General features: G+C 73.0%; 21 protein-coding genes and 3 pseudogenes. 14 read left to right on the top strand and 10 right to left on the bottom strand.

The features are described from left to right. Positions 1–34 precede the first annotated feature (34 nt). Complete coding sequence (locus ACH4TL_RS16265; RefSeq protein ID WP_398314524.1) at positions 35–511, bottom strand: hypothetical protein; 477 nt, start codon at positions 509–511, stop codon at positions 35–37. A 117-nt stretch (positions 512–628) separates the two neighbouring features. On the opposite strand from ACH4TL_RS16265, the gene ACH4TL_RS16260 reads away from it, so the two are divergent. The 6 genes and pseudogenes from ACH4TL_RS16260 to ACH4TL_RS16235 all read left to right on the top strand — a co-directional run bounded on the left by ACH4TL_RS16260 (position 629) and on the right by ACH4TL_RS16235 (position 5,836). Next, positions 629–2,818 (top strand): protein kinase, encoded by a 2,190-nt coding sequence (locus ACH4TL_RS16260; RefSeq protein WP_398314522.1) that lies wholly within the window; start codon positions 629–631, stop codon positions 2,816–2,818. A gap of 125 nt (positions 2,819–2,943) precedes the next feature. Continuing rightward, complete coding sequence (locus ACH4TL_RS16255) at positions 2,944–4,371, top strand: DUF1996 domain-containing protein (RefSeq protein WP_398314520.1); 1,428 nt, start codon at positions 2,944–2,946, stop codon at positions 4,369–4,371. A gap of 172 nt (positions 4,372–4,543) precedes the next feature. Continuing rightward, a complete protein-coding gene (locus ACH4TL_RS16250; RefSeq protein WP_398314518.1) occupies positions 4,544–4,834 on the top strand; it encodes an FAD-dependent oxidoreductase in 291 nt (96 codons plus the stop codon). Further along, positions 4,732–4,983 (top strand): annotated as a pseudogene (locus ACH4TL_RS16245) (GMC family oxidoreductase N-terminal domain-containing protein); the annotation flags it as partial. The gene ACH4TL_RS16250 and the pseudogene ACH4TL_RS16245, both read left to right, overlap by 103 nt. Before the next feature lie 79 nt (positions 4,984–5,062). Further along, positions 5,063–5,194 (top strand): annotated as a pseudogene (locus ACH4TL_RS16240) (GMC family oxidoreductase N-terminal domain-containing protein); the annotation flags it as partial. A gap of 168 nt (positions 5,195–5,362) precedes the next feature. After that, on the top strand, positions 5,363–5,836 hold the full coding sequence (locus tag ACH4TL_RS16235) for a GMC family oxidoreductase (protein ID WP_398314917.1): 474 nt from the start codon (positions 5,363–5,365) through the stop codon (positions 5,834–5,836). A gap of 35 nt (positions 5,837–5,871) precedes the next feature. Here the strand turns inward: ACH4TL_RS16235 and ACH4TL_RS16230 are convergent, their stop codons facing one another. Beyond that, positions 5,872–6,543 carry a toxin glutamine deamidase domain-containing protein gene (locus tag ACH4TL_RS16230; RefSeq protein ID WP_398314516.1) on the bottom strand — a complete coding sequence of 224 codons (672 nt, stop codon included), beginning with the start codon at positions 6,541–6,543 and terminating at the stop codon, positions 5,872–5,874. A 131-nt stretch (positions 6,544–6,674) separates the two neighbouring features. Here ACH4TL_RS16230 and ACH4TL_RS16225 point away from each other — a divergent pair, with 131 nt between their 5' ends. Together ACH4TL_RS16225 and ACH4TL_RS16220 are read left to right on the top strand one after the other, a co-directional pair. Then, positions 6,675–8,768 (top strand): restriction endonuclease, encoded by a 2,094-nt coding sequence (locus ACH4TL_RS16225; RefSeq protein ID WP_398314514.1) that lies wholly within the window; start codon positions 6,675–6,677, stop codon positions 8,766–8,768. A gap of 70 nt (positions 8,769–8,838) precedes the next feature. Next, positions 8,839–9,462 (top strand): hypothetical protein, encoded by a 624-nt coding sequence (locus ACH4TL_RS16220; RefSeq protein WP_398314512.1) that lies wholly within the window; start codon positions 8,839–8,841, stop codon positions 9,460–9,462. A 17-nt stretch (positions 9,463–9,479) separates the two neighbouring features. Here the strand turns inward: ACH4TL_RS16220 and ACH4TL_RS16215 are convergent, their stop codons facing one another. Both ACH4TL_RS16215 and ACH4TL_RS16210 read right to left on the bottom strand, forming a co-directional pair. After that, positions 9,480–9,977: a hypothetical protein gene (locus ACH4TL_RS16215; protein ID WP_398314510.1), complete on the bottom strand. Its 498-nt coding sequence runs from the start codon at positions 9,975–9,977 to the stop codon at positions 9,480–9,482. Continuing rightward, positions 9,977–10,195, bottom strand: a complete 219-nt coding sequence (locus tag ACH4TL_RS16210; protein ID WP_398314508.1) for a hypothetical protein — start codon at positions 10,193–10,195, stop codon at positions 9,977–9,979. The genes ACH4TL_RS16215 and ACH4TL_RS16210 overlap by 1 nt, the downstream gene beginning before the upstream one ends. Before the next feature lie 190 nt (positions 10,196–10,385). Between ACH4TL_RS16210 and ACH4TL_RS16205 the strand changes: the two genes are divergently transcribed. From ACH4TL_RS16205 to ACH4TL_RS16195, 3 genes are all read left to right on the top strand, one after another. Then, positions 10,386–10,637, top strand: a complete 252-nt coding sequence (locus ACH4TL_RS16205; protein WP_398314506.1) for a hypothetical protein — start codon at positions 10,386–10,388, stop codon at positions 10,635–10,637. Positions 10,638–10,649: 12 nt separating this feature from the next. Then, complete coding sequence (locus ACH4TL_RS16200) at positions 10,650–11,804, top strand: SPFH domain-containing protein (protein ID WP_398314504.1); 1,155 nt, start codon at positions 10,650–10,652, stop codon at positions 11,802–11,804. Between the two features lie 82 nt (positions 11,805–11,886). Further along, a complete protein-coding gene (locus ACH4TL_RS16195; RefSeq protein WP_398314502.1) occupies positions 11,887–12,318 on the top strand; it encodes an NUDIX hydrolase in 432 nt (143 codons plus the stop codon). A 4-nt stretch (positions 12,319–12,322) separates the two neighbouring features. Here ACH4TL_RS16195 and ACH4TL_RS16190 read toward each other — a convergent pair whose 3' ends face one another. After that, positions 12,323–13,219, bottom strand: coding sequence for a LysR family transcriptional regulator (locus tag ACH4TL_RS16190; RefSeq protein ID WP_398314500.1), 897 nt, complete (start codon positions 13,217–13,219; stop codon positions 12,323–12,325). An 84-nt stretch (positions 13,220–13,303) separates the two neighbouring features. Between ACH4TL_RS16190 and ACH4TL_RS16185 the strand changes: the two genes are divergently transcribed. Together ACH4TL_RS16185 and ACH4TL_RS16180 are read left to right on the top strand one after the other, a co-directional pair. Then, positions 13,304–14,152: a PhzF family phenazine biosynthesis protein gene (locus ACH4TL_RS16185; protein WP_398314498.1), complete on the top strand. Its 849-nt coding sequence runs from the start codon at positions 13,304–13,306 to the stop codon at positions 14,150–14,152. Next, positions 14,149–15,174 carry an NAD(P)-dependent alcohol dehydrogenase gene (locus ACH4TL_RS16180; protein ID WP_398314496.1) on the top strand — a complete coding sequence of 342 codons (1,026 nt, stop codon included), beginning with the start codon at positions 14,149–14,151 and terminating at the stop codon, positions 15,172–15,174. Before ACH4TL_RS16185 ends, ACH4TL_RS16180 begins: the two co-directional genes overlap by 4 nt. A gap of 13 nt (positions 15,175–15,187) precedes the next feature. Here ACH4TL_RS16180 and ACH4TL_RS16175 read toward each other — a convergent pair whose 3' ends face one another. The 4 genes and pseudogenes from ACH4TL_RS16175 to ACH4TL_RS16160 all read right to left on the bottom strand — a co-directional run. After that, positions 15,188–15,943, bottom strand: coding sequence for a hypothetical protein (locus tag ACH4TL_RS16175; protein ID WP_398314494.1), 756 nt, complete (start codon positions 15,941–15,943; stop codon positions 15,188–15,190). A gap of 53 nt (positions 15,944–15,996) precedes the next feature. After that, complete coding sequence (locus ACH4TL_RS16170; protein ID WP_398314916.1) at positions 15,997–20,196, bottom strand: molybdopterin-dependent oxidoreductase; 4,200 nt, start codon at positions 20,194–20,196, stop codon at positions 15,997–15,999. A gap of 167 nt (positions 20,197–20,363) precedes the next feature. After that, positions 20,364–20,489: a hypothetical protein gene (locus tag ACH4TL_RS16165; protein ID WP_398314957.1), complete on the bottom strand. Its 126-nt coding sequence runs from the start codon at positions 20,487–20,489 to the stop codon at positions 20,364–20,366. Between the two features lie 226 nt (positions 20,490–20,715). Continuing rightward, positions 20,716–21,019: pseudogene (locus ACH4TL_RS16160) on the bottom strand (TerD family protein); the annotation flags it as partial. Between the two features lie 359 nt (positions 21,020–21,378). Here ACH4TL_RS16160 and ACH4TL_RS16155 point away from each other — a divergent pair. Further along, entirely contained in the window at positions 21,379–23,097 is a 1,719-nt protein-coding gene (locus tag ACH4TL_RS16155) for a cellulose binding domain-containing protein (protein WP_398314492.1), read from the top strand. Between the two features lie 65 nt (positions 23,098–23,162). On the opposite strand, the gene ACH4TL_RS16150 is transcribed toward ACH4TL_RS16155, so the two are convergent. Beyond that, a complete protein-coding gene (locus ACH4TL_RS16150; RefSeq protein ID WP_398314490.1) occupies positions 23,163–23,873 on the bottom strand; it encodes a hypothetical protein in 711 nt (236 codons plus the stop codon). Positions 23,874–24,077: the final 204 nt, after the last annotated feature.

Raw genomic sequence — 24,077 nt, 5'->3', positions numbered from 1 at the left:
CCGTTGCATGGCTGTTGCACGCGTCCGGGCATGATCACCTTATCCCGGCCCCACCACCGATGATCAGGTCCTCCCGCATCCGTCTGCGCAGCTCGGCCAGCGTGTCGTCGTATCGGCCGCGCCCGTCCAGATAGACCTGATCCGTGGCGAGTACGCCCTCCATCACCCGGTCCCGGAGATCGCGCAGACGGCGGAAGGCGTCCTCCGACGCCTCCACCACGGGGCCGGGCGCCGTGATGGTGATCTGGTAGCGCAAGCCGATGCACGGCCCGAACGCCTCCCGCGCCGTGGTCCTGCGTGTCGCGGAGTCCATGTCCGGGTCCCGGGCCACGTTGCCGCACGCGTGGCGGGCCTCGGAGAGACACGCCAGGTAGTCGCCGTACAGGGTGCGCCGCGTCTCCAACTCCCGGTCCAGCCGCTCGCGCTGCCAGCGGCGCCGGTCCAGCAGCATCGCGGAGCCCGTGGCGATTCCGGCGCCGACCACCGTACTGGCCAGAGTGATCCACTCCATGGGCCGACCGTATCCGGCGGGGCGCGCCCGGGGGCGTGGGCGTCGGGGCTCGGAGGATGGGCGGCCTAATGTAGGGGGCGGTCAAGGGGCCGTTGGGGAAGGGGAAGGGGATCCGCGATGCCGCTCAGCACCGATGATCCGTCGTCCATAGGCGGCTACGCCCTGCTCGACCGGCTCGGATCGGGTGGGATGGGGGTCGTCTACCTGGGGCGGTCGGCCTCGGGGCGGCAGGTCGCGGTCAAGCTCGTGCACGCGCAGTACGCGCAGGACGAGGAGTTCCGGACCCGCTTCCGGCAGGAGATCACGGCGGCGCGCCGGGTGAGCGGGGCCTTCACCGCTCCGGTGGTGGACGCCGATCCGGAGGCCGACCGGCCGTGGATGGCCACGCAGTACGTACCCGGGCAGACCCTCTCGGAAGTGGTGCGGGCGGGCGGGCCGCTGGGCGGGCGGGAGTTGCGGACGCTGGGGCTCGGGCTCGTCGAGGCGCTGCGGGACATCCACCGGGCCGGGGTGGTGCACCGGGACCTGAAACCGGCCAACATCCTGATGGCCGAGGACGGGCCGCGCGTCATCGACTTCGGCATCTCGCGGGCCGCCGACAACCAGACGCTCACCGTCACCGCCGGGCGGGTGCTCGGTACGCCGCGCTTCACCTCGCCGGAGCAGCTGCGCAGCCCGCGGGAGGTGACCGCGGCCTCGGACGTGTTCTCGCTGGGGGCGCTGCTGGTGTACGCGGCCAGCGGGATCGGGCCGTTCGACGCGGAGAGCCCGTATCTGTCCGGGTACCAGGTGATGTACGAGCCGCCGACGCTGGCCGGGGTCCCGGAACCGCTCATCGGGCTCGCCGAGCGGTGCCTGGCGAAGGAACCGGAGGCGCGGCCCGGCCTGGACGAGCTGCACCGTCTGCTCGGCGCGCTGCCGGATTTCGCCGCCGCGGCTCCGCAGGAAGGGCCCCCCGCCCGGCCGGAGCCCACGGCTCCGCGGCAGGAGGCGACGGCTCCGCGGCAGGAGGCCACGCAGGCGGGGCGGACCGGTCGTGGGCGGTGGCGGCGTTGGCGGCCGGCCCTCATCGGGGCCGGCGTCCTGGTCGTCGGCGGGCTGGTCGCGCAGGGGCTGTACGCCGCGTCCGTTCCCCCGCCGCCGTACGACCCCTCCGCGTCCGCCACCACGGACACGCGGCCGGTGTCCCTGCCCGAGGGCTGGCACCCGTGGCGGACGACGCTGCGGTACGACGCCCCGCAGCCGCCGCTCACGTACCAGGAAGCCGGCTGCGTGGCGGGCAACGACGCCGAAGTGTACTGCGGCGGCAACGGCTTCACCGTCGCCAAGGTCGACGCCGCCACCGGCCACGTCCGGTGGCGCAGCGGCACCCGGCCGCAGGACGCGCGGCCCATCGGGGTGCGGGACGAGACCGTCTACGCCTACTCCGAGCCGGAGAACGAGGAACGCCGGGTGATCGCCCTGGACACCGGCACCAAGAAGCTGCGCTGGGAACGGAAGATCAGCGGATCGGCGTCGGCGCGCCTGTTCCGCGGCGGGCTGCTGACGCTGTCGGCCGACAGCCGCCAGCTCGTCGCCTACGGGCCGTCGGGGCGGCCGCTGTGGCAGTCGCCCGTGAAGGAGGGGCAGTTCTGCGAACCGGCGACACCGGTCGCGTCCGGCGTGCCGTACGCGCTGTGCTCGCCCCTCACCTCGTCCGGGCTGAGCGCCGAAGGTCCGTACACCCTGCTGCGGTTCGACCCCGCCGACGGTACGCAGCGCACCCTCGCGACCCTCCCCCGCAAGGCGCTGCACCTCGGCTCCGTCGACGGGGCGCCGCTCTTCCTCGCGCCGCAGACCGCGAAGGAGGTGTACGACGCCGGGTACGAGCGCCCGTACAACGCGCTGATCCGGGTCGATCCGCGCACCGGCGACACCAAGCGGATCCCGCTGCGCCACCACGTACAGGGCTCGGCCACCCTGCTGGGCGGGGTCGTCTACGCCGTCCGGACCAACGGAACGGTCACCGCGGTGTCGGCGCACAGCGGCAAGCAGCTGTGGCAGCGGGCGACGGAGACGGAGAGCCTGTCCGCGCCCGTGGAATCCGAGCGGCACGGCAAGCTCTACTTCTCCAACCGCTTCGGCCGGCTGCTCGCGCTGGACGCCGACACCGGGACGGAGGCGTGGCGCACCTCGGCGCTGAGCGACCCCGGGGACACCGCGCAGGACCAGCCGCCGTCCGTGCTGCTCGTCAAGGACGCGATCGTGGCGATGGCCGGGGACACGGTGTTCTCCGTACGCCCGGACCGGCCCACGACGCCGAAGTGAGCGCCCGGCACCGTACCGCCGCCGCGCCTGTCTCGTAGGGATCGCTTCTCGCCACACCTTCCTCCACTACGCCCGCCGATGAGCGGAACCGCCCTGGTTTTCGTATCGCAGTACGACAACTACCAATGAGGGGCGTAGTGGTGAGAAACAAGAAGAGACACAAGCGGTCCCGGCTGCTGGTCGTGTCCGCCGTCGGCGTCACGGCTCTGGCGGTCGGCGGCGGGGCGCTGCTGATGACCGACAACAACGCCTCGGCCGGGCAGTCCGCCAACCGGACCGAGTCCGCCGCCCGGCAGTCCTCGGCGACCATCCAGTGTCCCGACGTCGCGACGAAGCTGTCGAACGTGCCGCAGAAGGCGCGGCCCGCGGTCGACAAGGAACTCGCGCAGATGGACACCCAGGTCGCCGACGCCTACAAGCAGCTCGCCGCGCAGGGCGCCAAGGCCGCCGACCAGGAGTGGGTGCGCACCCGCGTCCTGGAGCCGCTGTCGTCCCAGCGCCGCAGCGCGCTGAACCGCATCTCCACGCGGATGGGCGGCTCGCAGCAGGCGTCCGGGCTGAGCTCGATGGCGTCCTGCACGGTCAAGCAGGGCGAGGCGAACGCCGTCGCGGCCGCCCCGGCGGCGAAGGCGGGCGGGGCGCAGGGTGGGGCGCAGGCGGGTGCGCAGGCATCCGGCCCCCAGAAGTCCGACTTCGTGGACATCCGGAAGGTCCAGCCCAACGTCAAGAACCCGCGCAAGCTGGCGGGCGCCTCCAAGGGCACCTTCTCCTCGCGCTGCGGGCGCAACGAGAACAAGAAGTTCAACTCCGACAACGTCATCGTCGCCCCCGGCGTGAGCAACGGCGCCCACCACATGCACGACTACGTGGGCAACCAGAAGAACGACGCCTTCGCCACCGACCAGATCCTCGCCACCGCGACCACGTCCTGCACCAACGGCGACCGCTCCACCCACTACTGGCCGGTGCTGCGCCTGCGCGACGGCAAGAACGAGAAGGACGCGGGCGCCCCCGGCGGCGGCACCGAGGGCAACATCGGCACCATCCTCCAGCCCACCTCCGTCCAGCTCAGCTTCCGCGGCAGTGCGGTCGGCAAGGTCGTGGCGATGCCGAAGTTCCTGCGCATCATCACCGGCGACGCCAAGGCCTTCACCAACGGCACGGCCAACGCCAACGCCTCCTGGAGCTGCACCGGCTTCGAGAACCGCCAGCTCAAGGACAAGTACCCGCTCTGCCCCAAGGGCAGCAACGTGGTGCGCACGTTCAAGTTCCAGAGCTGCTGGGACGGCCGCAACTCCGACAGCGCCAACCACCGCACGCATGTGGCCTTCGCCGGTGCCAACGGCGCGTGCGGCAAGGGCTTCAAGGCCATCCCGGCCCTGACCCAGCGCATCACCTACAAGATCGCGCCGAACTCGGTCTTCGCGGTGGACAGCTTCCCCGAGCAGCTGCACAAGCCGGTCACCGACCACGGTGACTTCATCAACGTCATGTCCGACTCGCTGATGAAGCAGGCCGTGAAGTGCATCAACAGCGGCCGTAAGTGCGGCTGACGACGCACGGAAGCGCGCGCGACGCGACCGCGCCGACCGGGCCCGGCCCGGCAGGATGGCTGCCCCCATCCTGCCGGGCCGTTTCTCACAGGTCGGCGGCCGTGCCGTCGATGGCGGGGCCGCAGCCTTACGGTTTTGATGTTGTGACAGCAAGTCGAGGGGGCAGAACGCCATGAGCCGGACACCGGGCGCGGAGCACGACTTCGTCATCGTCGGGGCGGGGTCGTCCGGGAGTGTGATCGCCCGGCGGCTGCTGGACCGGGGGCATTCGGTCCATGTCGTCGAGGCGGGACCGGCCGATGACGACGAGCGGGTGCACAGCCCGCAGGGGTGGCCGCAGTTGTTCCAGTCCGAGCTGGACTGGGCGGCGGCGACGGGCCGCTGCCGGTCAGCCGGATCGCCGAACCGCACCCCACGGCGGCCGCGTTCGTCGACGCGGCGGTGGCGCTCGGGCATCCGCTGACCGAGGACTTCAACGGCGAGCGGATGGTCGGCGCCGGGTTCAACCACACCACCACCCGCGACGGGCGCCGCATGAGCGCCTGGCAGAGCTTCATGGCGCCCGTCCTGGACCATCCGCGGCTGACCGTCACCACCGGGGCCCGGGTGCACCGGGTGCTGCTGGAGGGCGGCCGCGCGACCGGCGTGGAGTACGCGGTGGACGGCGCCCTGCACCGGGCGCGCCGCCTCCGAGGTGGTGCTGAGCGGCGGCGTCATCGGCTCGGCCGCGCTGCTGCTGCTCTCCGGGATCGGCCCGGCCGCGCATCTGCGCGACGTCGGCGTCGAGGTGGCCGTGGACCTGCCGGGGGTCGGCGAGAACCTGCACGACCACCCGCTGGTCAGCAACGTGTACGAGGCGACGCGGCCGCTGCCGCCCGGCACCGCGAACCTGCTGGAGAGCCAGCTGTTCGCCAGCACCGACCCGCGCCGCCCCGGCCCCGACCTCCAGCCGCTCTTCCTGCACCTGGTCTATCCGGCCGAGTCGTACGAAATGCCGGAGCACGGCTACACCCTCGCCGCCGGTGTCGTCCGCCCGCTCTCCCGCGGCACCCTGCGGCTGGCCTCGGCCGACCCGGAGGCGGCTCCGCTGCTGGACCCGAACATCCTGGCCGAGCGGTACGACATGGAGGCCATGGTCGACGCGGTCGAGATCTGCCGCGAGATCGGCGCGCACGCCGCGTTCGACGACTGGCGCAAGGCCGAGGCCGCCCCGGGCCTTGAGGCCCGTACCCGGGAGGACCTGCGGGAGTTCGTACGGCGCGCGGTCGGCACGTACCACCACCAGGTGGGCACCTGCAAGATGGGCCAGGACTCCCTCGCCGTCGTCGACCCCGAGCTGCGGGTGCACGGCGTGCCGGGGCTGCGGGTCGCGGACGCCTCGATCATGCCGTCGGTCTCGTCGGGCAACACCAACGCCCCGTCGATCATGATCGGTGAGAAGGCGGCCGATCTGCTGACGGCCTGAGTGTTCAGCGAAGGGCCCTGGTCCGGGGCCCTTCGTCAGGAGCCGACGGGCCGGCACCGCGCGAAGGTCAGGGCGCGGACGCCCTCGGTCTCCATCCGGCCGAGTCCGCCCGACATGCCGTCGAGGAGGACGACGTCGCCGTTGTTGTTCTGCACGGAGAGCAGATGCCCCGTGGCCTCGAAGCCATTGATCTCGCGCCGCAGCCACACCACTCCCTGGGTGCCGGGCCCCGGCTCCCGCGCGGCCACGACCACCGCGTCCCAGCGGGCGCACTCCAGCACCTCGGCTTCCGGGAAGTAGCGGCGCAGCAGGATGTCCCACCACCCCGGCGCCTCGTGGAACGGGGACCAGGGGAGGGGGCTGGACGGGACCCCGTCCACGGCCGAGGCCACGGTGACCGCGCAGCCGCGGGAGTTGAGCTTGCGCGCCTGGACCTCCGCCGTCCGCGGGGACCGCGTCCTGGTGAAGTCCTCGACGTCACCCCAGGGGTCGTTCGCGGCCGGGTGGAAGGGCACGCTCCCGTCCTTCGGCACGACGACCGTCGCGGCCAGCATGGGCGTCTCGGGATAGCCCGGCTGGGGCTTGGCCCGGCAGGCGAAGTACCAGGTGCCGACGGACTCGGCGACCGGCTCCGGCGCCGCCAGTTCGACCAGCCCGCGGTAGGTGGAGTCCAGCCAGGTCCGCGCCTGCTGGTGGGGGTTGAACATGAGGTTTCGGGCTCCGGGGGTGGGAAGGCCGGTGGCGAGCTGGCGCCGTACTGGCCCACTTCACCATGTGACCACCAGGGGCGGCCACTAGAATCGGGGCGTTGTCGCTGGTTGGGGCCGGGGGAGGGGTCATGAGTCGTCGCTCCGGGCGGGCCGGCGGGCTGATCTCCCTGTGGGCCGAGGCGCAGCGGCAGCGGGAGGCGCAGGAGCGGGCGCGGGTGCGGGCGGAGCGCGAGGAGGAGCGGCGGGTGCGGGCCGCCGAGCGGGCGCGGGCGCGCGATCAGCGGGAGCGGCAGGCGGCGTACCGGCGGCAGCGGGAGGCGGACGCGCGGCGGCGTACGGAGGAACTGGAGGCACGGGTCGAGGCGTTGGGGTCGCTGCTGGTGGAGGGGTGCCGGGCGGCGGCGTTCCGGCCGGGCGGGCTGACCCGGCCCGAGCGGGTCGAGCCGTTCGACCCGGGCGCGCTGGCGCAGCCCGTACCGATGCCGGACCAGCGGCACTACCAGCCGCAGGGCGGCTGGGGTTTCGGGGCCGGGCGGCGGTCGGCCCAGGAGGCGTACGAGCGGGACTGGCGGGCCGCGCAGGCGGCGGAGGCCGAGCGGGTGCGGCGGCTGGAGGCGTACCGGTCGGAGTACGAGCGGTGGGCCGCCGACCGGCTCGCGGAGATACGGCGGCACAACGAGGGCGTGGCGGAGCTGGCCGCCGAGGTGCGGGCCGGTGATCCCGACGCGGTGGTGGAGTACTTCACGGCGGCGCTCTACCACTCCACGTACTCCTCCCCGGTGTGGCCGGAGGGCCTGCCGCGCGAGGTGTCCGCCGCGTACGCCCCGGCCGCGCGCCAGCTCGTCCTGGACTGGGAGCTGCCGCGGTACGAGATCGTCCCGGACATCAAGTCGGTGCGGTACATGCCCAGTACCGACGAGGACCGGGAGACGGCGCGTCCGGCCACGCAGCGCAGGGCGCTGTACCGGGACGTGCTCGCGCAAGTCGTGCTGCTGGCGCTGCGCGACCTGTTCGCGGCGGACGAGTCGGGGGCGCTGGAGTCCGTCGCGCTGAACGGCTTCGTGGACGACCACGATCCGGCGACCGGCCACCGGGCCCGGATCGTCCTGGCGACGGTCACGGTGTCGCGCACCGACTTCGCCGAACTGCGGCTGGAGCAGGTCAGCGCGGTGGACTGCCTGGTCGACGGCGTACGCGGCAGGCTGTCCACGCGCCCCGACCAGCGCGCCGCCGTGACGCCCGGGCGGACGCCGGACGACATCGGCTCCGGCTTCCTCACCCAGGGCGGGGGCGACGAGCCGGATCTGCACGCCATGGACCCGATCGCCTTCGAGTCGCTGGTCGCCGACCTCTTCCGGGCCATGGGGATGCGGGCGGTGACGACCCGGCGGTCGAACGACGGCGGGGTGGACGTGGAGGCGATGGACCCCGCGCCGATCCGGGGCGGCCGGATCGTGGTGCAGGTGAAGCGCTACCGCGGCACGGTGCCGCCGACGGCGGTGCGCGATCTGTACGGCACGGTGCAGGGCAGCGGCGCGAACAAGGGTGTCCTGGTCACCACGTCGCGCTTCGGGCCCGGCTCGCACACCTTCGCCCATGGGAAGCCGCTGGAGCTGGTGTCCGGGGCGGAGCTGGTCGACCTGCTGCACCGGCACGGGCTGCGGGGGCGGCTGGGGGACGGTGGCTCCGCTTCCGGGGCCGCCGGTTCGGCCGACGGGGCCGGTAACGGGCCGACGGCCGAGCACAATGTGCTGGGCATGTCCTGGTCGGGCGCGGTCGCCCTCGACGTCTGCGCCCTCGTCTGCGACGGCGACCGGGTGCTGAGCGACGACCACTTCGTCTTCTACAACAACCCCCGCACCCCCGACGGCACCGTCAGCGCCCTGCCCGCCACCGCACCCGACCGGGCGGCGGTCCGCGTCGCCTTCGACGCCCTGCCGCCCGAGGCCGACCGCCTCGTCCTCGCCGCGGCCGTCGACCCCGAGGTCGACCCGGGCGCGGACCTGTCAGGGTTCACCGACGCCCGGATACGGCTGCTGGACGCGTCGGGCGCCGAACTCGGCCAGCTGGAGGTCTCCGACGGCCGCCGCGGCGAAACCGCCCTGGTCCTCGGCTCGTTCCGGCGCCGCGCAAGCGGCGACTGGGACTTCGTGATCGGCGGCAAGGGCTACCCGGGCGGGCTGGAGGCACTGGTGCGGGAGTACGGCATCGACGTCGCGTGATCGTGACGCGCGGCGGAACACTCGGGGAGTGGGTGTCGCCGGCACAGCTTCATCCGACATACTGCCGGGCGTGGAGCAGCGCATAGGTCCGATCACCCCGCCCGTACCCGCCGCCGGGACCGATCCGGGGCACATTCCCGGCCTGACGCCCCCGCGCCCGGACGCCACCGAGGAGGTGACCGCGGAGGCGAAGACGGCCACGGAAGCCCCGAAGGAGGCTCCGGAGGCGCCGGAAGACGCCACGGAAGAGGCGCCGGAGGCCACGGAAGAGGCCGACGGCCAGCCCGTGGACGACGACGCGGAAGCGGAAGCCGACGCGGAGGAGCCGGAAGCGGCGGAGGAACAGGCCGAGGACGACGCCGAGGCGAAGGACGACGACGAGGACGAGCCCGCGGACGGGCCGGTCTTCGAGGTGTCCGACCGCCGCGGTTCGATCACCGCCGGGCGCTCCGGCGTCGCGTTCCAGCTGGACGGCGAGAACGCCGAGTTCTCCTGGGACGAGATCGGCGCGGTGGAGATCGACACCCCCCGCTTCGGCCGCCGCTTCAGCGTCACCGTCTACACGACCGCCCACCGCTGGTACGCCGCCGACGTGGAGGCCACGGCCCGCGGCGCCCTCAAGGAGTGGACGGCCCAGCTGGACGAGGTGCTGGACGCGTACTTCGAGGACACCGCGGACACCGCGGACAAGTAACGGTCCCCACGGCACGCTTACGGCACGCGCCAGCCGAACTGGTGGGCTCCCGCGCCCTCGCCCCGGAACGTGACCGCCACCGGCTGGTCGCCCTCGGGCATGAGGTGGACGGAGCACATGGTGAGGGAGGACTTCGGCTTCAGCCGGGTGTGGGCCACGGCGCTGCGGCAGCCCTCGACACCGTTGCCGGGCGCGGAGAAGTCCATGAAGGTCATCGGCTGGAGCTGCTGTCCGCCCGCGGTGCTCACCCCGACACCGTCCTGCATGGTGGGCAGCAGCACGTGCCTGCCGGTGTTCCGGTACCGCAGGGTGACGTAGTACGGGGTCATCTTCTTCTGGTCGGCGTCCAGCTGGAAGCGGCTCAGGTCGCCGATGGCGCCCTTGCGCACGCCGGTGAGGGTGGCGGTCATCGGGACGTCGCGGTTGTCGTCCTGCCACATGGCGTCGGCGGACTGGCCGACCGTCATCGGGCCGTTGGTGCCCGCGTAGCCCTCGCCGTCGCCGATGAGGTTCATCAGGGTGATCGGGCGGCCGGGGGTTCCGTCGGCGAGGGTGATCGCGAAGTTGTCTTCGCGGCCGTCTCCGTCGGCACCGACGCCATGGACGCGGTCGGCTTCTTGTCCGGCCGCTTCGCCGGGTCGGTCGTCCCGCCGCCGCTCTTGGCGAAGCCGCCGCACCCCGTGGCGAGCAGCGCCAGCGCGAGCGCACCGGCCGCGCCTATGCGTGTCCGCATGTGTCCCCCGTTGTTCGTGTCGGCCTGACAGCGTAGAGCGCCGGCGCTCACATGGGCTTACATCGCGATTCGGACCCGGAACGGTAAGGGCCGCGTAATGGCCGTGCTTCCCCGTATCCGGTGTCGGAGGGGAGGGCTAAGGTCGGTTTTCAGTGCACATCAGTGCACATGACGAGGGGGATGCCGTCACATGGCGCGGGACGAGTCCGTGATCGGTTGTACCGGGGTGCTGGTGATCGGCACCCGGGGGGCCGCCGGTCCGGGCGAGGTCCTGGTGCGCGTGCGGGGCGGCTCGGAGACCTTCCTCGCCTGGTCCTCCGACCCCCTGCCGCAGGGGGCTTCCGTGCTGGTCATCGACTCCCGGGGCACCCGGCAGGTCGACGTCATGGAGTGGGCCGACCCATTGAACGCGTCGACCGGCGCGGCCGGCGGCGCCGCTTGAGGGAGACGAGCGATGTTCGGATACCGCGTTCCCGCGCCTGACCAGGCGATGTTGATCTCCGGGGGCAGGCGTGGCCAAGGGGGCGCGCCGTTCCGGGTGGTGACCGGCCACGGCAAGTTCGTGCTGCCCGTCTTCCGCAAGGTGCGGTTCCTGACGCTGGCGATGTGCGAGGCGGAGGTCGCCGAGACGTGCGTCAGCAGGCAGGGCATCGTGCTGACCGTCCGTGCGGTGATCGCCTTCAAGGTCGGCAACGACACCGAGTCGATCGTCAACGCCGGACAGCGCTTCCTCTCCGACCAGGACCAGATGTCCGTCCTGACCGGTCGCATCTTCGCGGGTCATCTGCGGGCCATCATCGGCTCGATGACCGTCGAGGAGATCATCACCGAGCGGCAGAAGCTGGCCACCGAGGTGCTGGACACCTCCAAGGCCGAGATGGCGAAGATCGGCCTGATCGTGGACTCGCTCCAGATCCAGTCCATCGACGACGGCGACACCGGCTACATCGACGCGATGTCCGCCCCGCACAAGGCCGCCATCCAGCGGCAGGCCCAGATCGCCCAGGCGCAGGCCACCCAGGCGTCGGCCGAGGCGGAGCAGGAGGCGGCCCGCAACCAGGCCGAATACGCCCGGCAGACCGCCATCGTGCAGGCCCAGTACAACGCCGAGGTGGACCGCGCCCAGGCCCAGGCCGCCCAGGCCGGGCCGCTGGCGCAGGCCCACGCCCAGCAGGAAGTGCTGGCCGCGCGGACCGAGTTGGCGCAGCGGGCGGCCGATCTGCGGCAGCAGGAGCTGGTGGCGGAGATCGTGAAGCCCGCGGAGGCCGAGGCCGAGCGGATCAGGGTGCTGGCGACGGCCGAGGCGGAGCGGATGAAGATCCAGGCGGAGGCGGCGGCCTCGCACGGCCGGGTCGCGCTGGACCGCATGGTCATCGACCAGCTGCCGCAGATCGTCAAGGAGGCTTCGGCGGGTCTGTCCGGCGCCAACGTCAACGTCCTCAACGGCGCGGACGGGCTCGGCGAGATCGCGGCCGGGCTGGTGGGCCAGGGGCTGACCATCCTGGACTCGGTACGGCGCAACCTGGGCGACGGGGAGACGCCGTCCCGGCGCGCGGACGGCGGACGGGACGGGGCCCGGCCGGACGACGGCGTGATCGACGTCCGCTGAGGGCCGTGCGCCCTTTACCGGTACGGGACTTGGGCTACCGTAAGGGCCGCGCGCAGCCAGCAGTCGAGAGGGCCGAGGGAACGTGACCGTGGACCGCCCGCACACAGTGAACGTCGCCGGTGTCATCGTCGACGAGCGGGACCGGGCGCTGCTGATCAAGCGCCGGGACAGCAGCACCTGGGAACCGCCGGGCGGGACGCTGGGCCCGGACGAGACGATCCCCGAGGCGCTGCGGAACGAGCTGCTGGAGGAGACCGGGGTCAAGATCGAGCTTCCGGCGGCGCTCACCGGCGTCTACAAGGACATGAACGGCCTGGCCGTCTCCCTCGTCTTCCGCTGCCGGGCCCTCGACGGCACCCCCGCCACCGGCCCCCGCACCCGGGCCTGGCGCTGGGCCGGCCGGGCGGAGGTGCCGGACCTGGCGTCCGAGGCGTACGCGGCGCGCATCCTGGACGCGCTCGACACCGCCGCGCCGCCCGCCGTGCGCGCCCACGACGGCGTGCACCTCCTGTAGGGGGTCAGCCCGCCGGGATGAGGCGGGCCAGTTCGGTGGCGACCGCCTGGGCGGCGGGGCTGGTCCAGCGGCGGCGGGCGTGGGTCAGCTGGATCGGGACGGGCGGGATCTCGGGGCCGTGGACCTCGGCCAGGGTGCCGTCGGCCAGCTGGCGTTCGACCGTGACGCGCGGCAGCAGGGTGAGGCCGAGACCGGCGGCGACGCAGGAGCGGGCGGCCTCGATGCTGCCGAAGCGGGTCAGCCGGGGCGGCGGGCCGGGGAGGGTGCGGAGGGTGCGCACCAGGTGGTCGCTGTACGAGCACCCCTCCTCGTGGACGAAGAAGCTCTGCTCGGCCAGCTCGGCCCAGCCCACGCCGCGGCCCGCGAACGGATGGCCGGGGGCGGCGAGGTAGACGAGGGGTTCGCGGGCGAGGCGGCGGGCGGCGAGGTCGGCGTGGTCGACCCGCTGCTCCAGCAGGAGCGCCAGGTCGAGGCGGCCCGCGCGCAGCCCCTCGACGGCGGCGGCGCTGCCCGCCGGGTGCAGGTTGAGTTCGATGCCGGGGTGGCTGCGGGCGAGTGAGGCGATCACGCGGGGCAGCCGGGCGGCGCACAGCGACTCGCCCGCGCCGAGGACGACCTGACCCTCCGGGGTGCCATGGGCCCCGGCGACACCCGCGGCGGCCGCGCGCAGCCGGGCCTCGGCGTCGAGGACACCCTCGGCCTCGGAGAGCAGCCGCCGCCCGGCGCTGGTGGGGACGGCGCCGGTGGGCAGCCGGTCGAACAGCCGGGTGCCCAGCTCCCGTTCCAGCGTGCGGACCTGGACGGTGACCGTGGACTGGGCGAGATGCAGCTCGGCGGCGGTGGCGGTGAAGCTCCCGGTCCTGGCCAGGGCCGCGAACGTCCGCAGGAGTCTGGTGTCCACACGGAGAGGGTATCGAGTTTTTCGATGACGGTCAGCGAAAGGAATCGTTGGACGCGATGGCCGCGCGGTGGAAGCGTGGACGCCATGACCGAAGTACTGCGTTACTCCGCCTTCACCACCGACCCGTCCGGCGGCAACCCCGCCGGGGTGGTCCTCGACGCCGGGACGCTCGACGACGCCGCCATGACGGCCATCGCCGCCCAGGTCGGGTACTCCGAGACCGCGTTCGTCACCGCGTACGACGGTGCCCGCTACCGGCTGCGGTTCTTCAGCCCGCGCGCCGAGGTCGCGTTCTGCGGCCACGCCACCGTCGCGACCGCCGTCGCCCTCGCCGAGCGCGAAGGGCCGGGCGAGCTGGTCTTCGACACGGCGGCGGGCGAGGTACGGGTGGTGACGACCGTGGACGGCGGGTCGCCGCGCGCCACGCTCACCTCCGTGCCCACCCGGACGCGCCCCGCCGACGCGGACACGGAGCTGGCGCCCGCGCTGGCGGCGCTGGGCTGGTCCCCTGACGACCTCGACCCGGCGCTCCCCCCGCACGTCGCGTTCGCGGGCAACGACCACCTCGTCCTCGCCGCCGCCACCCGGGCCCGGCTCGCCGACCTCGCGTACGACTTCGGCGCGCTGGAGGAGCTGATGCGGCGGCGCGGCTGGACCACCGTCCATCTGGTGCACCGCCCGGACCCGGACCGGCCCGACTTCGACGCCCGCGATCCGTTCCCGGTCGGCGGGGTCGTCGAGGACGCGGCCACCGGCGCAGCGGCCGCCGCCTTCGGCGGGTATCTGCGCGCGAACGGCCTGGTCAGGGAGGCATCCCGGGTCCGGATCCGGCAGGGCGAGGACATGGGACGGCCCAGCGAACTGCTCGTGGACATCGACCCCGACGACACGCGTGTCCGCGTCAGCGGACACGCGGTGAGGATTCCCGCATGACGACGCGCACGACGACCCGTTGCTTCGAACTGCCCCGCTTCACCGGCGTGGACGCCCTCCGCCCCGCCGAACGCACGGTGCCCGCCCCCGGACCGCGACAGGTGCTGGTCCGGATGCGCGCCTGGTCGCTCAACTACCGCGACCTGATGATCGCTTCGGACACCTACGGACGCGCGCTCACCCCCGGCCTGGTGCCGCTGTCGGACGGCGCGGGCGAGGTGGTCGACGCGGGCGCGGACGTCACCCGGTGGGCCACCGGGGACCGGGTGGTGGGCATCTTCATGCCGCACTGGCTCTCCGGCCCGGCCACCGCCGACCGGACGGCGGGCGCGCTCGGCGGCCCTTCGGACGGCGTGCTCGCCCAGTACGTCCTCTTCGACCAGGACGCCCTCGTCGCCGTCCCCGCCCACCTGGACTTCGCCGAGGCCGCCACCCTCCCCTGCGCCGCCGTGACCGCCTGGCACGCGGTGGTGACGGCGGGCCGGACCGCCCCCGGGCAGTCCGTGCTGACGCTGGGCAGCGGCGGCGTCTCGCTCTTCGCGCTCCAGTTCGCGGCGCTGAGCGGCGCCCATGTCATCGCCACCTCCAGCAGCGACGAGAAGCTGGCCCGGCTGCGCGCGCTCGGCGCGGCCGAGGGCATCGACTACGTCACGGAGCCCGCGTGGGGGCGGACGGTGTACGACGCGACCGGCGGCGGCGTGGACCACGTGGTGGAGGTCGGCGGCGCGGGCACCCTCCCCCAGTCGCTCACCGCCGTCCGCACCGGCGGGCGGATCAGCATCATCGGCGTGCTGGCCGACGGCAGCGGGGTCGATCCCATGGCGGTGGTGCGCAAGGGCGTCACGCTCCAGGGGATGTTCGTGGGCAGCCGGGAGATGTTCGAGGAGATGAACCGGGCGATCGAGCGCCACCGGCTGCGCCCGGTGATCGACCGCGCGTTCCCCTTCGCGGAGGCACCCGCCGCGTACCGCCACTTCGCGGGGCGGGGACACTTCGGGAAGGTGGTCATCACCGACGCGTGACGGCAGATCCCCCTCAGGTCAGGCCGTGGACCTTCTGGACGAGACGGTTCAGCAGATGCGCCCGGTCGGCGCCGCTCGGGCGGCAGTCCTCCAGGCGGCGGACGACCCGGGGCGGGACCTGGTCGGGGCCGACGAGGTCGACGACCTTGTCGAGGGCGCGGATGCCCCAGTACTGGCCGAACGCGAGGGGTTCGTCGGTGACGGCGTACGCCAGGATGTCCAGCGTGGAATCGTCCGGGACGGCGTAGAGGCGGGCGTACGCCGCGAGCCGCAGACCGCCGTCCGACGACGCGAGCCAGTCGGCCAGTTCGGGGTCGGCGACGCGCTGGGTGGCGCGGACCAGGCGGGCGAAGATGCCGCTCATGCGCTGCGTACGGGCCGATCCGGCGCGCATCGAGGCGCGCACCTCCAGGTATTCGGCGGCCAGCCTGCGGACGTCCTCCCGCGCCGCCGGGTCGTCGGTCTCCCCCGCGCCCTCGCCGCCGCCGACGAGCGCGGCGTCGGCCATGCGCTCGGCGGCCTCGATGCGCTGCTCGACGTCGCGGAACTCGACCCTGAGCCCGCCGGGGAGTTCGATGCTGGTGAAGAGTTCGCGCAGCCAGGGGACGACGGCGATGACCAGCAGCGCGACGGTGACGTTGTCTATCTTCAGGTCCGGCGCGACGAGATGGGCGACGGCCACCCCGAGGGCCAGGAGGCTCACGGCCGTCGCGATGAGGTGGCGACGCCACGTCCTGTTCGGCCTGCCGCGCTCGCCGCGTTCACTCATCGGGCCATCTTGTCAGGGCAGTTGCGCACCCCGGTAGCTCAAGTCTCGGTACCTCAGTACACGTCGCGGGCGTAGCGCTTGTCGGCGGCCAGCTGCTTCACGTACACCTCGGCCGCGTCCTCGTCGAGTCCGCCGTGGGCGACGGCGATGTCGCGCAGCGCCCGGTCGACGTCCTTGGCCATCCGGGTGGCGTCCCCGCACACATAGAAGTGGGCGCCGTCCTGGAGCCAGGACCACAGCCGGGCGCCGTGTTCGCGCATCCGGTCCTGGACGTACACCTTGGCCCGCTGGTCGCGGGAGAAGGCGGTGTCGAGCCGGGTGAGGGTGCCGTGGCGGCGCAGCTGGTCGAGCTCGTCCTCGTAGTAGAAGTCGGTGGCGCGGCGCTGTTCGCCGAAGAACAGCCAGTTGGGGGCGGTCGCGCCGCGCGCCCTGCGCTCCTCCAGGAAGCCGACGAACGGGGCGACGCCGGTGCCGGGGCCGACCATCACCATCGGGGTCGTGGGGTCGGCCGGGGGCCGGAAGGCCGGTGCGCGCTGTACGAAGACGGGCACCGGGCGGTCGGTGGCGGCGTCAGCGAGATGGGTCGAGGCGACGCCCTTGCGGAGCGTTCCGCGGCGGCTCTCGAAGCGCACCACGGAGACGGTCAGCCGCACCTCGTGGGGGTGGGCGAGGGGGCTCGACGATATGGAGTACAGCCGGGGCTGGAGCCGTTTGAGGACGTCGGCCCACTCCTGGGCGGTGGCGCGCACCGGGTGTTCGGCGAGGACGTCCACGGCCTGGCGGCCCCAGGTCCACTGGGCCAGGCCGTCCTTGTTGTCGGGGCGCAGCAGCCGCTTGAGGTCGTGGTCGTGGGTGCGGTCGAGGACGAAGCGCAGCAGGTCCGGAGTGATCTTGGCGATCTCCAGATGGTGCCGGAGGGCGTCGCCGAGCGGCATCGCGGCCACGTCCGCGCCGGGCGCGGCGGCGACGGCCACTTCGGCGGCGGGGTCGAGGCCGGTGGCGGCGAGCCATTCGGCGACCAGGTCGGGGCAGTTCTCGGGCCATACGCCGAGCGCGTCCCCGGCCTCGTAGGTGAGCGCGCCGTCGCCGGTGTCGAACGCGAACTGCCGTACCTCCTTGGCGGCTCCGGGCAGGCTCAGCAGCCGGTTGCCGGTGAGGCGGGAGGTGAAGGGCCGGGCCTTGGCGGGGCGGCCGGGGGCCGCGGGGGCCTGCGGGGCCGGGGCTTTCGGAGCCGGGGCGGGCACCTCGGGGGCCGCCGTGCCCAGGGCGTCGAGGACGGCGTCCAGCCAGGCGCGGGCGGGCTCGTCGTAGTCCGGTTCGCAGTCGGTGCGGGGCGCGAGGGGTACGGCGCCCAGCTCGCCGAGGCGTTCGTCCAGGCGGCGGCCGTGGCCGCAGAAGTCGTCGTACGTGGAGTCGCCGAGGGCGAGGACGGCGTAGCGAGTGCCGTCGAGGCGGGGCGCGTCGGAGGCGGCCAGGGACTCCCAGAAGCCGTGGCCGTTGTCGGGGGCGTCGCCGTCGCCGAAGGTGCTGGTGATGACGAGGAGGTCGGCGGGGCGGGGGAGGGTGGTGGCGGCGACGCCGTCCATCTCCAGCAGCCGGGCCTGCCGTCCGGTCTCGGCGAGGCGGCGCGCGGTGGCACCGGCGACGTCCTCGGCGTTGCCGGTCTGGGAGGCCCACAGGACGACCACTTCGCGGGTGGCCGTCCCGGATCCGGGTCCGGCTCCGGCGGGGTCCGGGGCCGCCACGGGGGCGGCGGCGGGGGCCGGGGCGCGGGAGAAGGCCCCGGCCAGGACGCCGTTGACCCACAGGGCGTGGTCCGGAGAGAAGGGCGCGTCCTGGGGCAGCACGGGGACGGCGGTGGCGGCCTGAGTGCTCGGGTTCGTCAGCGCGCCGTTCGCCGTGCCGCTCGCCGCCGTGCCGTGCAGCCCGGCGAGGAAGCCGCGCAGATACTGGCGTTCGGACTCGGTGAGGACCGGCGGGGTCAGATCGCCGACGCCCAACGCCCCTACGAGCCCGTCCGAGGCCCCAGGGGCTTCGGACGGCGCGGAGGCGACCTTGGCCAGCGACACCGCGCACACCTTGAACTCCGGCTGGAAGGACACCGGGTCGACCGCGTCGTTCGTCACCGCGTTGACGCTGAGATATTCACCGAACAGGTCGTTCCAGTGGAACGGCGCGAAGCAGTTCCCCGGCCGCACCCGGTCGGTCACCACCGCGGGCAGCACCGCCCGCCCGCGCCGCGACGCCACCTCCACCGCGTCGCCCTCGGCGACGCCCAGCCGCTCCGCGTCCCGCGGATGCAGCTCGACGAACGGGCCGGGGTTGAGCTTGTTCAGCTTGGCGACCTTGCCGGTCTTGGTGAGCGTGTGCCACTGGTGCTGCAACCGGCCGGTGTTGAGGAGGTACGGGAAGTCGTCGTCCGGCAGCTCGGCGGGGTCCAGGTGCGGGCGGGCGTGGAAGACGGCGCGGCCGCTCGGCGTGGGGAAGGCCAGCCGGGGCCGGGTGCCGTCCTCCCGTACGGCGAGGGTCTGGCTGACCCCGTCGTTGACGTAGCGGACCGGGTTGCGGTCCTCGCCGCCCTCGGGCGCGGCGGGCCACTGCACCGGGGTCCCGCGCAGCCGCTCGTACGTCACCCCGCGCAGGTCGTAGCCGGTCCTCGGGTTCGAGGTGCGCTTGATCTCCTCGAAGATCTCCTCGGCGCTTCCGTAGCCGAAGGCGTCCCCGTAGCCCATCTCGCAGGCGATCCGGGCGATGATCCGCCAGTCCGGCAGCGCCTCGCCCGGCGGGTCGGCCGCCTGCCGGGCCAGGGTGAGATTGCGCTCGGAGTTGATCATCACGCCGTCGGCCTCGGCCCACATGGCGGCGGGCAGCACCACATCCGCGTACGCGTTGGTCTCCGTCTCGGCGAAGGCGTCCTGGGTGACGACGAACTCGGCCGCCTCCAGGCCCTCGATCACCGTCCGGCGGTTGGCGACCGAGGCGACGGGGTTGGTGCAGATGATCCAGCACGCCTTGATCTCGCCGTCCGCCATGCGCCGGAACATCTCGACGGTGCCCTGTCCGGCCCCGTCCGCCCGCAGCGTGCCGGGCGCGATCCCCCACAGTTCCTCGGTGAACGCCCGGTCCTCCGCGTCCAGCACCGACCGCTGCCCGGGCAGGCCAGGACCCATGTACCCCATCTCCCGGCCGCCCATCGCGTTGGGCTGGCCGGTGAGCGAGAACGGCCCGCTGCCCGGGCGGCAGATCGCGCCGGTGGCCAGGTGCAGATTGATCAGGGCGTTGGTGTTCCAGGTGCCGTGCGTGGACTGGTTGAGCCCCATCGTCCAGCAGCTCATCCACTCCCCGGCCTCCCCGATCCACCGCGCGGCCGCGCGGATGTCCTCCTCCGGGATGCCGGTGATCTCCGCGACCCGCGCGGGCGGGTAGTCCTCCAGGAAGGCGGGCATGGCGTCCCAGCCCTCGGTGTGCTCCTCGATGAACTCCCGATCGGTGTACCCGCCCTCGACCAGCAGCCGCAGCAGCCCGTTGAGCAGCGCGAGGTCGGTGCCCGGCTTGATCTGGAGAAACAGATCCGCCTTGGCGGCGGTCGCGGTGCGCCGCGGATCGACCACGATCAGCTTCGCGCCCGCCTTCACCCGGTCCATCAGCCGCAGGTACAGGATCGGATGGCAGTCGGCCATGTTGGAGCCGATGACGAGGAACGCGTCGGCCCGCTCGAAGTCCTCGTACGAACCGGGCGGCCCGTCGGCCCCCAGCGACAGCTTGTAGCCGCTGCCCGCGCTCGCCATGCACAGCCGCGAGTTCGACTCGATCTGGTTGGTGCCGACGAACCCCTTGGCCAGCTTGTTGGCCAGGTACTGCGCCTCCAGCGTCATCTGCCCGGACACGTAGAAGGCGAGCGCGTCCGGCCCGTGCTCGTCCAGGATCGCCCGCAGCCGCCGCGCGGTGGCCGTGATCGCCGCGTCCACGGAGGCCGCCGCGGGCTCCGCCCCGCGGTCGTCCCGGGACAGCGCCGTCTCCAGCCGCCCGTCCGCCGCGAGCATCTCCGCGCTGGTGGCCCCCTTGGTGCACAGCCGTCCGGCGTTGGCGGGATGCGCCTTGTCCCCGGACGCCTTCAGCACCGTCCGGCGCCCCTCGGCGTCCCGCCCGACATCGAGCACGATCCCGCACCCGACCCCGCAGTACGAGCACACCGTCCGCACCGCGGCGGAGCCGGTACGCACCGGCTCCGCCGACCGAGCCGATGCCGTCACGCCTGGCTCCTCTCCCGCTCGCGGTGGGCCTCTCCCACTGCCCCACACCGTAAAAACTCCCGGTTGCGAGCGCGTCACAGCCGCCGATCGCGGGCGATTACGTCCCCTGCACACTTCCCTCCGGCCGCATGTGAGCTTTGCCTGCCACAGGTAATGCCGCGACGGGGCTACTCGGCGGCGCGGCGGGCCGGACGGCGCTCCAGCTGGGCGACGACCCCGGCGTGGAAGCGGTCCACGGCATCGTCGACGCTGCGGATGAAGCCCGACTCGGCATTGCCGCGGGTGCTGCCCATGCTCTTGAAGAGCGACAGCCGGAAACCGGTGACCCGGTCGGCGGCGCGCTGGTCGCCCTGGCATGGTCGAGACCAAGACCAACGGCAATCCGCCGCGCCGGGCCTGTCGCCAGGAGTCGGTTTCGGCCAGCGACTTCTTGGCGACCTTGGGGAGCGTGACCTTCTTCTTCGCCGTGGGGACGCCTGGGCACCGCCGGTGCCGCCGCCTCCGCCGGGCGGGGGACCGGTCGGCGAGCGTCATCCCGAGGTCCGCGAGGTCGCCGAAGCGCGCGTCGCCGTACCGGCTGGCCGTCACGACGATGCGCTCGACGTCGGCCGGGTCAGCCGTCAGATCGAGGCTGATGCGGTCCTCGCTGCCGTCGGCGGTCGGCGCCTTGCCGAGCACCGCGCACCTTGCCGCTCGCGTTCAGCAGCAGGACGGAGACGTCCGCGTCCCCCTCTCCGGTGGCGGTGCCCCAGCCCAGGCTCAGAATCACGGAGCCGGTGTCCTCGCTCAGCGCGGCGAGTCCGACATTGCCGCCTTTGATCATCTCGTGCGTAGGCCCCCCGATGTACACAGCCGCCGCGGAACTGGCCGCGCAACTACCCGTGTTACCCTCGGTAACACACCAGCTGACGCTTCGTCATGGCGAATTCTGACGTCACGTCATACGTGGCCCGAGGTGGCCGGAACAGCACGGTCCGGGACCCTTGGACACAACTCCTCCCCGACTCCTCTATCGTCTCTTGTCAGCCGACTCACAGACGTGAAAGGCTCGGCCCACCCGTGAAGGGGAATCCCCAACTCCGAGTCAGATCTGTGCTGTTGGCTGCCCACCCCGCGGCCCCATGTGAGAGGCTTGCCCCCCTGGCGGGGGCGCCACTGTTCGTGAGTGAGGAATGTGCCTCCATGCCCGACCACTCGGCATCCCGGGACGGCGCGTTCGCGCCACCCGGTCAACCGTCCGTCTCCGCAGCGGACACCGACGCCGTCTCCCCGACGGATCTGCTCAACCTCTACTGGGACGCCGTAGCCGACTACGCGGACCTGTGCACCACCACCCCTGAAGACGGCATGCGGCTGGCCACCGAGGCGTTCCGGCGCGGCATCCGCGCCGCCCGCAACCGCCGGGCCCGCTCGTGGGGGCCGCGGTTGCCGTGGCTTCCGCTGCTGCTGACGTCCGTACGCAAGACCGCCGCCGACTGGCACACCCACCGGGACGGCGACCGGCTCGACCCGGAGCTGCGGGTCTGGCTCTCCTCCACCGGCGTCGCCCGCTACGCCGTACCGCCCCGCGAACAGCCGCTCGCCCTGCGCGGACTGCGCGACCTGGGGGAACACGACGGGGCGCTGCTGTGGGCCGTCGAGGTGGAGTCGCAGCCGGTCGAGGCGGTGGCCTGGCAACTGGGCGGCGACATCGAGTACGCCGCCGAGGAGATCGCCCGGGTCCGGCACGCCTTCCGGCAGCGCTGCCAGCGCAACCATCTGGACACCCTCGCGCATGAGGAGTGCCGCAGCTACGCCAAGCTGCTGGACGCCGCCACGCGTTCGCCCGACGCCCACTCACCGGCGGACCTGTGGCAGCACCTCGCCCGCTGCCGCAACTGCCGCGAGGCCGCCGCCTGCCTGTATCTGCACGGCGGCGGGCTGCCCAACGCGCTGGCCGGAGGGGTGCTGGGGTGGGGCGGCTCCGGCTATGTGGCGCGGCGGCGAAGAGCCGCCGAGCGGGCCCCGGGCGCCTCCTCCGCGTCGAACGCGCCGGCCACGCACGCCGTGCACATCCCGTTAAGGGACCGGGTCCTCGACAAGGTCGGCGGACCGCTGATGATGGCGCCGCGCCTGCTGCGCCAGAGACTCGGCCCGACCGGGCGCAGAAGAGCCACGCACGGCGTGAGCAGAGCCCGTACGGCGACCGTCGCCCTGGCGGTGGTGGCCGTCGTGGCGCTGGCCATGATGGTGGCGTTGACGCGAACCGCCGCGGTGTCCGGCGACGGGGACGGGGAGCAGGCCCACGTCACCCGCGACACCACCGCCCCCGGCGCGCCGTCGGACACCACGCCGGCGGGCACCGGGACACCCGGCAGCCCGAGCGATTCCGCCGGACCCTCCTCCTCCCGCAGCGGCGACGGCGTGGGCGGCAAGGCCGGGAAGGACGACCCGGAGGACGCGGGCCGCACGGGGGACGCGGAGGACAAGGGAGGCAAGGGGGAGAAGGACGGGAAGCGCACGGCCGCGCCCGCCTCGCCGTCCGGTGCGAAGGACTCGGGCGAGGGCCACAGCCCCTCCGACGGCTCCTCCCGGAAGCCCCCGCGCAAGCCCAGCTGCACGGCCCGCTACAACCTGGTCACCGAATGGCCTGACGGCTTCAAGGCCGAGGTCACGCTGACCTCCCGCAGCGCGCTCGACTCCTGGCGGGTCAGCTGGGACTTCCCCGGCTCCCAGCGCGTCACGCAGATGTGGAACGGCGAATTCACCCAGCGCGGCGCCACGGTGACCACCACGCCCGCCGACTACAACCAGCGGGTCGACGCCGACAAGCCCTTCTCCGTGGGCTTCCTCGGCACCTGGGACGGCAGCAACTCCCCGCCCCGCGCCTTCACCCTCAACGGCGAGCGCTGCTCGGCCTGATACGGCGCAACAAGACGCGGCCCGGGTGTCCGGGCCGCGTCCCGTACGTCATCACTCCGGGGCGGTCAGCCGCCGTTGGAGACGAGCTTCTTCACGCCGCGCCGGTCCGCGGCCGTGTACTTCCCGCCGCTCGCGTTCAGATAGCCGCCGTTGGGCGACGTCATCACCGGCTTGTTCTCCTTCGGATCGAAGGACGACGGGTCCGGGTGGTCGAGCCCCATCATGTGGCCGAGCTCATGGGTGACCGCGTTGCGGGTCATCGCCGTGTTCTTGGCCTTGTCGGAGCTGAACCAGCCGTTCTCCTTGCCCGCGCTGTTCCAGTACTCGTCGTCCATCAGGACGTATCCGCCCCAGGCGCTGTTGTCGGTGGTGTTGTAGCAGGGCTTGGCCTGTGACATGCCCTTCTGCCCGTTCAGCGGCCGGTGGGCCAGCGTGAACATGATGTGGTTCCGCGATCCCGCGCAGTACTTCTTGTTCTTGAGGTTCGTGCCGCCCTCGATCGTGGTGGACAGCTTGAAGGTGATGCCCGCGGCCTTGACCTCCGGCATGGCGTTCAGCTGGGCGACCGGGATCTTCAGATACGGCGTGAGCCGGTCCCGGGCGGCCTTCGTCACGAACGACACGGTGTAGGTGGAGTGGTGGCGCAGCGATTCGATGTAGTACGGGCTGCCGCTCTCCAGCTTCCAGCCCACCCCGCTGTTCGCGGCATGGGCGACGCCGCCCGTGGCCAGCAGCGCCGTGGCGGCGGCCACGGCGACGATGCCGATCTTCTTCATCTGTGTTCTCCCGTTGGCGGTCGCTCCCCGTCCGCGCGGCCGCGGCCGTCCTGACATGACGGCTCTCCGTCCGGCCACCGGTCCGTGAGCTTCCGCAGCCGATTCTGCTGGTGCGGGCGGTACGGGACACCCCGGGGAGCGCAATCATGACCGGATCATGACCGGATCGGGACCGACGGCACCCAGGGCCGCTTCCCCACCCGG

The sequence above is a fragment of the Streptomyces sp. NPDC021115 genome, assembly GCF_044333065.1.
Classification (GTDB): domain Bacteria; phylum Actinomycetota; class Actinomycetes; order Streptomycetales; family Streptomycetaceae; genus Streptomyces.
This window is presented reverse-complemented; position numbering and strand designations above follow the sequence as displayed.

What these genes read in the sequence shown, in the direction of transcription:
- ACH4TL_RS16200 (WP_398314504.1), top strand. Translation starts at nt 10,650, where the DNA reads ATGTTCGGATACCGCGTTCCCGCGCCTGACCAGGCGATGTTGATCTCC.
- ACH4TL_RS16235 (WP_398314917.1), top strand. Translation starts at nt 5,363, where the DNA reads ATGCCGGAGCACGGCTACACCCTCGCCGCCGGTGTCGTCCGCCCGCTC.
- ACH4TL_RS16180 (WP_398314496.1), top strand. Translation starts at nt 14,149, where the DNA reads ATGACGACGCGCACGACGACCCGTTGCTTCGAACTGCCCCGCTTCACC.
- ACH4TL_RS16225 (WP_398314514.1), top strand. Translation starts at nt 6,675, where the DNA reads ATGAGTCGTCGCTCCGGGCGGGCCGGCGGGCTGATCTCCCTGTGGGCC.
- ACH4TL_RS16230 (WP_398314516.1), bottom strand. Translation starts at nt 6,543, where the DNA reads ATGTTCAACCCCCACCAGCAGGCGCGGACCTGGCTGGACTCCACCTAC.
- ACH4TL_RS16215 (WP_398314510.1), bottom strand. Translation starts at nt 9,977, where the DNA reads ATGAACCTCATCGGCGACGGCGAGGGCTACGCGGGCACCAACGGCCCG.
- ACH4TL_RS16250 (WP_398314518.1), top strand. Translation starts at nt 4,544, where the DNA reads ATGAGCCGGACACCGGGCGCGGAGCACGACTTCGTCATCGTCGGGGCG.
- ACH4TL_RS16150 (WP_398314490.1), bottom strand. Translation starts at nt 23,873, where the DNA reads ATGAAGAAGATCGGCATCGTCGCCGTGGCCGCCGCCACGGCGCTGCTG.
- ACH4TL_RS16165 (WP_398314957.1), bottom strand. Translation starts at nt 20,489, where the DNA reads ATGGGCAGCACCCGCGGCAATGCCGAGTCGGGCTTCATCCGCAGCGTC.
- ACH4TL_RS16265 (WP_398314524.1), bottom strand. Translation starts at nt 511, where the DNA reads ATGGAGTGGATCACTCTGGCCAGTACGGTGGTCGGCGCCGGAATCGCC.
- ACH4TL_RS16210 (WP_398314508.1), bottom strand. Translation starts at nt 10,195, where the DNA reads ATGCGGACACGCATAGGCGCGGCCGGTGCGCTCGCGCTGGCGCTGCTC.
- ACH4TL_RS16205 (WP_398314506.1), top strand. Translation starts at nt 10,386, where the DNA reads ATGGCGCGGGACGAGTCCGTGATCGGTTGTACCGGGGTGCTGGTGATC.
- ACH4TL_RS16260 (WP_398314522.1), top strand. Translation starts at nt 629, where the DNA reads ATGCCGCTCAGCACCGATGATCCGTCGTCCATAGGCGGCTACGCCCTG.
- ACH4TL_RS16185 (WP_398314498.1), top strand. Translation starts at nt 13,304, where the DNA reads ATGACCGAAGTACTGCGTTACTCCGCCTTCACCACCGACCCGTCCGGC.
- ACH4TL_RS16175 (WP_398314494.1), bottom strand. Translation starts at nt 15,943, where the DNA reads ATGAGTGAACGCGGCGAGCGCGGCAGGCCGAACAGGACGTGGCGTCGC.
- ACH4TL_RS16155 (WP_398314492.1), top strand. Translation starts at nt 21,379, where the DNA reads ATGCCCGACCACTCGGCATCCCGGGACGGCGCGTTCGCGCCACCCGGT.
- ACH4TL_RS16255 (WP_398314520.1), top strand. Translation starts at nt 2,944, where the DNA reads ATGAGGGGCGTAGTGGTGAGAAACAAGAAGAGACACAAGCGGTCCCGG.